At 72.8% G+C, this 9,204-nt stretch carries 6 protein-coding genes and 1 pseudogene; 1 reads left to right on the forward strand and 6 read right to left on the reverse strand.

Annotated features, from left to right (window positions below; translation table 11 throughout):
- Nucleotides 1-15: 15 nt before the first annotated feature.
- From GQS09_RS24170 to GQS09_RS24190, 6 genes and pseudogenes are all read right to left on the reverse strand, one after another.
- Complete coding sequence (locus GQS09_RS24170; protein ID WP_165989696.1) at nucleotides 16-2,169, reverse strand: glycoside hydrolase family 36 protein; 2,154 nt, start codon at nucleotides 2,167-2,169, stop codon at nucleotides 16-18.
- 62 nt (nucleotides 2,170-2,231) lie between these two features.
- Nucleotides 2,232-2,813, reverse strand: coding sequence for an ABC transporter ATP-binding protein (locus tag GQS09_RS30755; protein ID WP_313896314.1), 582 nt, complete (start codon nucleotides 2,811-2,813; stop codon nucleotides 2,232-2,234).
- A 151-nt stretch (nucleotides 2,814-2,964) separates the two neighbouring features.
- Nucleotides 2,965-3,321: pseudogene (locus GQS09_RS30760) on the reverse strand (ATP-binding cassette domain-containing protein); the annotation flags it as partial.
- Nucleotides 3,318-5,243 (reverse strand): dipeptide/oligopeptide/nickel ABC transporter permease/ATP-binding protein, encoded by a 1,926-nt coding sequence (locus GQS09_RS30765; protein ID WP_165989699.1) that lies wholly within the window; start codon nucleotides 5,241-5,243, stop codon nucleotides 3,318-3,320. The pseudogene GQS09_RS30760 and the gene GQS09_RS30765, both read right to left, overlap by 4 nt.
- A 44-nt stretch (nucleotides 5,244-5,287) precedes the next feature.
- On the reverse strand, nucleotides 5,288-6,277 hold the full coding sequence (locus GQS09_RS24185) for an ABC transporter permease (protein WP_165989701.1): 990 nt from the start codon (nucleotides 6,275-6,277) through the stop codon (nucleotides 5,288-5,290).
- A gap of 96 nt (nucleotides 6,278-6,373) precedes the next feature.
- Complete coding sequence (locus tag GQS09_RS24190; protein WP_165989702.1) at nucleotides 6,374-8,083, reverse strand: ABC transporter substrate-binding protein; 1,710 nt, start codon at nucleotides 8,081-8,083, stop codon at nucleotides 6,374-6,376.
- Nucleotides 8,084-8,365: 282 nt separating this feature from the next.
- Between GQS09_RS24190 and GQS09_RS30770 the strand changes: the two genes are divergently transcribed.
- The coding region (locus GQS09_RS30770) for an ROK family transcriptional regulator (RefSeq protein ID WP_165989703.1) at nucleotides 8,366-9,204 on the forward strand (839 nt) is incomplete at its 3' end.

Genomic DNA, 9,204 nt, shown 5'->3' on the forward strand with positions numbered 1-9,204 from the left:
GTCCCCGGCCGGGGCTCAGCGGCGGCGCAGCCGCAGGACGCGGGCGGTGGCCGCCGGCCCGCCGGCCGGGCAGTCCACCCGCAGCACCCCCGGCGCGGCGTCCCAGCGCAGCCCCCAGGCCAGGCCGCCGCGCGGGAAGACGGTCTCCGGTTCGGCGGCCGAGCCCCGCAGATGCGGCAGCGGCAGTTCCAGCACCCGGGAGGCCCCGGGCAGCTTCCACAGCGTGAGCAGGGTGTCCCCGTCCGGGTCCGGAGCGCGCAGCCCCTGCACCACCCAGGGACCGGGCGGCCCGGCCAGGCCCAGCGGCCAGCAGGGCAGCGACCGGGACAGGAACGGCAGCAGTTCCCGGTGGCAGGCGACCGCCTCGCGCACCAGTGCCAGCTGTCCGCCGGTCATCCGGTCCAGCCGGCCGGAGAGGTAGAGCCGGCCCAGGATGCCGGTGGCCAGGGTGAACGCGGCCTCCTCCGCGGTCATCTCGGGCTGCGCATAGGCCCAGTTGCCGGCCTGCTCGGGCAGCACGGAGGCGGGCGCGGCGGCCGCGATGGCCGGGTAGAGCAGCGGGTTCTGCTGGTCGGAGGTGGACTGCAGGTGCAGCCGGGAGAGCAGCGCGTAATCCATGCGCATGGCGCCGGAGGCACAGTTCTCGATCAGCACATCCGGATAGCGGCTCAGCAGGGTGTCCAGCCAGTGCAGATGGGCCCGGTTGTGGCCCAGGAGCCCGGCGCCCGGCGCCGCGCCGTCCAGATCGGTGCCCGGCCCGGGCATGATGTTGTAGTCGAACTTGAAGTAGCCGATGCCCAGATCGGTCACCAGCCGGTCCACCACCTCGTTGACGTGCTTGCGGGCCTCGGGGTGGCGCAGGTCCAGGTGGTAGCGGCCGTGCTCCGCCACCCGCTCGCCGTGGCGCTGGAAGAACGCGGCGTCCGGCAGCCGTTCGGCGACCGGGGAGCGCACCCCGATCACCTCCGGCTCCAGCCAGATGCCTGGCAGCATGCCGCGGCCGCGGATGTGCTCGATCACCTCCTCCAGCCCGCCGGGGAAGCGGCGGGCCGAGGGGCGCCACTCCCCCACGCTGTCCCACCAGGTGCCGTCCTCGTCGTACCAGCCGGCGTCGATGCAGTAGCAGTCGGCACCGGCCTCGGCCGCGGCGTCGATCAGCGGCAGCAGCCGCTCGGTGGTGGGATCTCCCATCAGGGTGTTCATGTAGTCGTTGAAGACGACCGGGTACCGGTCCCGGGCGGCGGGCGGGGTGTGCGCGGCGCGCAGCGCCCGGCGCTGCCGGGTGAGGGCGCCGAGGGCCTCGTCCGGGCCGCCCGCGGCCACCGCCAGGGAGACCGGCACCGTGCCGAACGTCCGCCGCCCGCCGACGGTCTCGCTCCACTGGTGCTCGGCGTCGGTGGGGCCGAGCAGTGCCAGGTAGCTGTCGCCCTCGCGGCGCTCGCCCACCTCCCAGTGCCAGGCGCCGTTGTGCTCGATCTGCCAGGCGAGCGCCCAGCCGCCGTCCCGGGCGGCGAGCACGCCGGTGGGCAGGTGCTCGCCGGTGGACCAGGAGCTGCGCGAGGTCAGCGCGAACCGGCTGCGCGACGGGTGGTGGTGGATGCCGGGGTCCATGTACGGCAGTCCCGCCCGGCGCAGCGGGGTGCGGTGCCAGCGGGACTCCGCCACCCAGTCGCTGTCGCCGTGCAGCAGGTCGGTCTCGTCCGGCCCGGCCCCGGAGTCGGTCTGGAACGCCCCGGTGGCCACGGAGGTGACCGCCTGGAGGCGGACGGTGCGGCCCGGCGCGTCCGGCGCGGACCGCACCTCGGTCCAGGTCTGGACCGCCGGGACCCCTTCGGCGGCCCGGAAGACGCTGGTGACGCGGAGTCCGGTGGCGGCATCGGTCTGCTGGACGCGCAGTTCGGCCACGCCGGTCCGCTCGTCCCGCGAGGCGGTGTGCCCGGCGTAGCGGAGCCGGGAGCCGAGCACGGTGTCGGCGTAGCGGTGGCTGCCGGGGAACCGGCCGTGGCCCAGGGCCTGGATCTCCACCAGGGGAACTCCGGGCCGGCCGTCGGGAGGATCGCGGTCGATGTCGGCCGGACGCAGCGACAGCAGACTGACGGGTTCGTCGGTGCCGACCCTGAAGTGCAGGGTCACCTGGCCTCCGCACCAGATCAGCAGGGTGGGGAACATCGGCGGCTCCTGTTCGCCCGGGGAACGGGCGGACGGTTGTGGGGGGATGGCGGCCGCGCCGGTCAGCCGGCCCGGCCCGCACCGGAGTTGTCGCCACCAGCCTTGCCCCGCTCGCCGCCGTTCGCCACCGCGCCGGTCACCTCCTGGCCGGATTCCGCGTACAGCCAGCAGGCCGCCCGGTGCTCCGGGCCCACCGGGTGGTCCGCCGGGGTGCCGGAACAGACCGGCATGGCGGAGGGGCAGCGGTCACGGAACCGGCAGCCCGGGCCGGAGAGCGGCAGCCCGCCCGCCCCGCCGGCCGGCTCGGTGGCGGCCGGCATCCGCTCCGGAGCGCGGCCCCGGGCCTCCGGGTCGGGTGCCGCCGAGGCCAGAAGCTGCGTGTAGGGGTGGCGGGGGCGGAGGATGACCTCGTCGGCCGGGCCGCTCTCCACCACCCGTCCCCGGTACATCACCAGGATGTCGTCGGAGAAGTGGCGGGCGGTGGCCAGGTCGTGGGTGATGTAGAGGACGGCGAGGTTCTCCTCGCGCTGGAGCCGGGCCAGCAGGTTGAGCACTCCCAGCCGGATGGAGACGTCCAGCATGGAGACCGGCTCGTCGGCGACGACGACCTGGGCGCCGGGGGCCAGGGCGCGGGCGATGGCCACCCGCTGCCGCTGCCCGCCGGAGAGCTCGTGCGGGCGGCGCCGGGCGAAGTCGCCCGCCGGGGNGCGGGCGGCGCCGGGCGAAGTCGCCCGCCGGGGTGAGGTTGACGCGTTCCAGCAGTTCCTCGGCCATCTTCCGGGCCCGGCCCCGGCCGCCCGCCCGGCCGTGCAGCCTGAGCGGCCGGACGAGGTGGTGCTCGATGGTGTGGAAGGGGTTCAGGGAGGCGAACGGATCCTGGAACACCATCTGCACATGGTCGCGGTACGCCCGGCCGGGGACCCTGCGGCCGTCCGGGCCGAGCGCGGTGATCGAGCCGGAGCTGGGCTTCTCCAGGCGGGCGATCATCCGGGCCACGGTGGACTTGCCGGAGCCGGACTCGCCGACCAGGGCCACGGTGCGGCCGGGGACCAGGGTGAAGGAGACCCGGTCGGCGGCGCGCAGGGTGGAGCGCCGCAGTCCGGACCGCAGGGTGTAGTCCTTGACCAGGTCGCGGACTTCCAGGGTGGTCATCGGGGCGCCCCTTCGCTGTGGTGCGTGGTGTGCTGTCCGGGCAGGGTGGACGGGCCGGCGGTGGCGGCGCCGTTGCGCAGGAAGGCGCCGCGCTCTCCGGTCAGGCTGGGGAAGGAGTCCAGCAGGGTGCGGGTGTAGGGGTGGCGGGGGCTGCGGTGGATCTGCTCGGCCGGCCCGTACTCGACCACCTCGCCCTCGCGCATCACCGCGATCCGGTCGCTGAGTTCCAGCAGCAGCGGCAGGTCGTGGGTGATGAAGACGACGGCGAAACCGAGTTCCTCGCGCAGCCGCAGGATCTCCCGCAGGATGCCGCGCTGCACCACCACGTCCAGTGCGGTGGTGGGTTCGTCCATCACCATCACCTGGGGGTCGAGCAGCATGGCCATGGCGATCATGACGCGCTGCCGCATGCCGCCGGAGAGCTCGTGCGGGAACGAGTCCAGGCGGCGCGGGTCCACGCCGACCAGCCGCAGCACCTCGGCGCAGCGCGCGCGGCGGCCGGCGGCCGGCATGTCCGGGCGGTGGGTGAGGAGCACGTCCTCCAGTTGTTCCCGGATGGAGATCACCGGGTTGAGGGAGTTCATCGCGCCCTGGAACACCATGGAGAGCTTGGACCAGCGGAACGTGCGCAGGGCCTCGCCCCGGAGGGCGAGCAGGTCGATGTCCCCGCCGTCCCGGTCGTGGAAGGTGACGGTGCCGGAGGAGATCTCGGCGGGCGGGGTGTGCAGCCGGCTGACCGCGTAGGCCAGGGTGGTCTTGCCGCAGCCGGATTCGCCGGCCAGGCCGAGGATTTCGCCGCGGCCCAGGGTGAGCGAGACGTTCTTGACCGCGTGCACCGGCTTGGCGGTGCGGTAGACCACATGGAGGTCGCGGATGGTGAGCACGGCCGGCCGGCCGGCGTCCGGCCCGGCGGGGCCGGCGGCGGAACCGGCCGCGGCGCCGGTGGCGGTGCCGGAACCGGCCGCGGCGGCGGTGGCGGTCACCCGGCCCTCGGCGAGCTTGGCCGCGGTGTTGCGCAGCCTGGGGTTGATGATCTCGTCGATGGAGAAGTTGATCAGTGCCAGCCCGCAGCCGAAGAGGGCGATCACCAGGCCGGGCGGGACGAACCACCACCACGCCTCGCGCTGCAGGGCGAAGCCGTTCTGGGCGTAGTAGAGCATGGTGCCGAGGGTCTCGGAGTTGGAGGCGCCCAGGCCCAGGAAGGACAGGCCGGCCTCGGCCAGGATGGCGGCGATCACCGCGAACACGAACTGCGAGGCGAGCAGCGGCAGCAGGTTGGGCAGGATCTCCACCGAAACGATCCGCCAGGGCTTCTCGCCGGCCACCCGGGCGGCGGCCACATAGTCCCGGTTGCGCAGCGACAGGGTCTGGGCGCGCAGCACCCGGGAGGCGGCGGCCCAGCCGGTGAGGGCGAGCACCACCGCGATGGTCCAGGCGCCGCGGTCGGCGGCCGGCACGAAGCCGGCGATCACGATCACCAGCGGCAGACCGGGGATCACCAGCATGACGTTGGAGAAGAGCGAGAAGCTCTCGTCCACCACGCCGCCGAAGTAGCCGCCGAGGATGCCGAAGACGGCGGACAGCACGGTGGCCATGATGCCGACCAGCAGGCCGATCTGGAGCGAGCCGCGGGTGGCGTGCACCAGCTGGGCGAGCACGTCCTGGCCGGTCTGGGTGGTGCCGAGCAGGGTGCCCTCGCCGGGCGGCTGGAAGGGGGTGTCGGAGATGGCGTCGGGATCTCCGGCGAACACCGGCCCGAGCAGGCCGAGCAGGGCGATGCCGGCCACCAGGGCCAGGCCGATGCCCAGCTTGGGCGACCAGACGGGCAGCAGGGCGCGCCAGGCGGCGCGCGGCGCGGCGGGGGCCGCCGGGGCCGTGGCGGGCTCCTCGGAGGGGCCGGTGAGGGAGGACGGGTCGGTCACGGTACGGGCTCCTTGCGGTGGGTCGGACGCGGGGCGGGCAGGGGTCAGGTCCCGACGCGGGTACGGGGATCGATGAACCCGTACAGCAGGTCGACGACCAGGTTGGCGCCCAGCACCGCGACCGTGATCACCAGGAAGATGCCCTGCATCAGGGCGTAGTCGCTGTTCTGCACGCCCTGCAGGAGCTTGGAGCCGATGCCGGGGTAGGAGAACACCTGCTCGGTGATGATGGAGCCGGAGACCACGAAGCCGAGGGAGATGGCGAATCCGGCCAGGGAGGGCAGGACCGCGTTGCGGGCCGCGTAGCGGGTCATCACCCGGGTGGAGCGCAGGCCCTTGGCGCGGGCGGTCAGCACGTAGTCCTCGGACATGGTGGAGACCATCATGTTGCGCATCCCCAGCAGCCAGCCGCCGACCGAGGAGATCACGATGGTCAGGGCCGGCAGGAAGCCGTGGTAGACGGCGGAGCCGATGAAGTCGGCGTTCCAGCCGGGGGTGAGGGCCACGTCGTAGCCGCCCTGGAGGGGGAACCAGCCCAGGGCGGTGGCGAAGAAGGCCACCAGGATCAGCGCCAGCCAGAAATAGGGCACCGCGGCCAGCACGGTGGTGGCGGGCACCAGCGAGTCCAGCCACGACCCGCGGCGCCAGCCGACCACCGTGCCCAGCACGATGCCCAGGGCGAAGGACAGCAGCGTGGCGAGGCCGACCAGGACCAGGGTCCAGGGCAGGGCCTGCCCGATGACCGAGGAGACCTCCGCGGGGAAGACGCTGACCGAGACGCCCAGATCGCCGCGGAGCATGTTGCCCAGATAGGCGACGTACTGGGTGATCAGCGGTTCTCCGGTGTCGGCGCCGAGCAGGAGCTCGTAGGAACGCCGCGCGGCCGGGTCCACCGTGCCGCCGCGCTGCTGGAGCTTCGCCATCAGGGTGTCCACCGGGTTGCCCGGCATCATCCGGGGGATGAAGAAGTTCAGCGTCAGGGCGGCCCAGAGGGCGACCAGATAGAACCCGAGCTTGCGGGCGTAGTACCTCATCGATCGCCGCCAATCAGACCGCTGCCGGTCGGCTCGTTGCCGGTCAGTGTGCTGCCAGTCACCGTGGTTGTCTCCTCGGCCGGGTGAGCCGGTGGATCACTCGCCGGCGGGCTTGAGGCTGATGAAGATCTGCGAGTGGTCGGGACGGGCCCAGACGGCCGGGAAGGCGTACAGGTCGTCCGCGGTCGGCCAGCCGGTGAACTTCTCGGCGTTGTACTCGCTGGTGGTGCCGCCGGTCAGGACCGGGATGTAGGGCATGTTCTCCTCGATCCGGGTCTGGATGAGGTCGAGGTGCTCCTGCCGGGCCGCGGTGTCCTGGGGGTCGGTCTGCTTCAGCGCCTCCAGCGCCGCGTCCACCTCCGGGTCGGAGAAGCGGGCGAAGTTGGGCTGGGCGGTCTCGCCCACCGGGGCGGTGGTCGCGGTGGAGAAGAAGTAGCTGTAGAGGTAGTAGGGGTCGGGTGCCGGGCCCTGGTAGAGGGAGTCGATAAGGAGCTGGTAGTTGCCCTGGCCGCGGGAGTCGGACCACTCGTTCCAGGAGGACTGCTGCGGGATGATCTCGATCCCGGCCTCCTTGAGCTGCTGGCCGATCACGTCCAGCGCGGTGATGTAGTCGGTCCAGCCGGAGACCACGCTCACGGTCAGCGAGAGCCGCTCGCCGTCCTTGGCGTAGATGCCGTCGCCGCCCTTGGCCCAGCCGGCGTCCTCCAGGAGCTGCGCGGCCTTGTCCACGTCGGCGTTCATCGGGGCGACGGGGTTCTCCAGGTCCTGGGAGATCAGGGCGGCGTCGCGCCCGGTGAGGGCGAAGCCGGGCGAGATCTCGCTCGCGGTCTCCTCGAAGGCAAGGAAGTTGATCTGCTCGCGGTCCATGGCGTAGTAGATGGCCTGCCGCACGGCCGGGTCGGTCTGCGGACCGGTGCAGCCGAGTTCCGCGCTGGAGCAGCTCAGCAGCGCTATCTGGTTCAGCGGGACGGTGACCGCCTGGTATCCCGGGTAGTTCTTCTCGACGTTCTGGATGTCCGGGACGGGGCCGGTCTGCCAGTCGACGGTCCCGGCCTTCAGGGCGTCGGCGCCGGCCTGGTTGCCGGACAGCGCGACGAACCGCACGCGCTTCAGCGCGGGCTCGCCGCCCCAGTAGCCGGGGTTGGCCTTCAGGGTGAAGGCGGCGGGCTTGAACTCCTCCAGCAGGTAGGGACCGGTTCCGACCGGTTCCTGCACGGTGTCGGTGGTGGGGTCGGACATGTCCTTCCAGATGTGCTCGGGCACGATCCAGATCCGGCCCAGCACCTGCGGGCCGTCCATGTAGGCGGGCTCGTCGAAGCGCACCACCAGGTGGGTGTCGTCCACGGCCTCGGCAGTGCCGTTGTAGCCGGTGCCGTTCAGGGCCGGGTACTCGGTGATCATGCCGAGGGTGAAGACCACGTCGTGCGCGGTGAAGGGTTCGCCGTCCGACCACGTGACGCCCTCGCGCACGGTGAGGGAGAGCTCGGTGCCGTCCTCGTTCCAGGAGTACTCGGTGCCCAGCCGGGGCACGGGCTCCTGGTCCCGGGCCTGATTGAAGTAGAACAGCGGCTCGAAGATCGTTCCCGGCCCCTCGATGACCGTGGGCGAGTAGGGGTTGAAATTGGCTTGATAGTCGCCGGCCTGGCCGGTGTACGCGACGAGGGTGTCGGCGGGAGTCTTGGATCCTCCGCCGCCGCCTCCGTCGTCGCCGGAGCCGGAGGAGCAGGCGGCGAGGGACAGCAGGGCCGCGGCGGCAACGGCGGCGGTCGCCGTCCTGCGGACGGTTCGTCTGGGCTGCGGGCGCATGGAGATCGGTCCTCCTGGGTCTACTGGGTTGCGCGATTGTTAAGCAGCCGAAGAAAGAAAGTCAACCCTCTGCGCGGGGGGACGACGATTCCCGTGGAAAGATGTTCAGTGGCTGAACGAAGCCCACCGGGCCGTCAGCGTCCGCCACACGCCGCGTCCGGGCCGGCTCCCCGGGCGGCGCACGGGCCACGACGGGGAAGACCACCGGGGGACGACGACGGGGAAGAGGCACACGTGAGCGGACCAGTGGAACCGATCCCGCATGCGAACAGCCGGCCGGCGGTGCACGCCAGCAGCCGGTCCGCGGTGCTCGACGTGATCCGGGCGGCGGGCACCATCAGCCGGGTGGGCCTGGTGGAGGCCACCGGTTTCACCGGCGCGACCATCTCCACGGTGGTGCGCCGCCTCATCGACGACGGCCTGGTGGTGGAAACCGGCCACGCCGAGTCCACCGGCGGGAAGCGCCGGGTGCTGCTCGCCCTGAACCGGTCCTCGCGGTTCGCGGTGGGCATCCATCTCGACCACGCCGGGATCACCTATGTGCTGACCAACCTGGGCGGCTCGGTGATCGGCCGGATGTTCCGGCCCGGCGCGGGCACGGTCGCCCCGGCCGAGGTGGTGGAACGGATGGCGTCCGAGACCGTCGGCCTGATCGAGAGCGCGGGCGTGGACCGCGACCGGGTCCTGGGTCTGGGGCTGGTCTCCCCCGGCCCGCTCACCCGCACCAGCGGCATGCCGCTCACCCCGCCCGCCATGCGGCAGTGGGAGGACTTCCCGCTGGACCGCGCGCTGCGCAAGGCCACCGGCCTGCCGGTCTCGCTGGACAACGACGCCACCGCCTCGGCGCTGGGCGAGCACTGGTCCGGCGGGGTGGGCGGCACCGCCACCTTCGCCGCTCTCTACATGGGCACCGGCATCGGCTCCGGACTGGTGGTCAACGGCATCACCTACCGCGGCGTGAGCGGCAACGCGGGCGAGGTCGGGCACATCTGTCTGGACCCGGACGGGCCGGAGTGCTGGTGCGGGGCGCGCGGCTGCACCGAGGCGCTGGCCGGCCCCGCCGCGGTGGTGGGCGCGGCCCGCGCCGACCCGGTGACCAGCCGGGCCGCCGGCCTGTCCCG

This window comes from Streptomyces sp. YIM 98790, from assembly GCF_011421595.1.
Classification (GTDB): domain Bacteria; phylum Actinomycetota; class Actinomycetes; order Streptomycetales; family Streptomycetaceae; genus Streptomyces.

Bases quoted from the DNA above. Each gene is read 5' to 3' on its own strand.
- GQS09_RS24170 (WP_165989696.1), bottom strand. From the start codon at position 2,169: ATGTTCCCCACCCTGCTGATCTGGTGCGGAGGCCAGGTGACCCTGCAC.
- GQS09_RS24185 (WP_165989701.1), bottom strand. From the start codon at position 6,277: ATGAGGTACTACGCCCGCAAGCTCGGGTTCTATCTGGTCGCCCTCTGG.
- GQS09_RS24190 (WP_165989702.1), bottom strand. From the start codon at position 8,083: ATGCGCCCGCAGCCCAGACGAACCGTCCGCAGGACGGCGACCGCCGCC.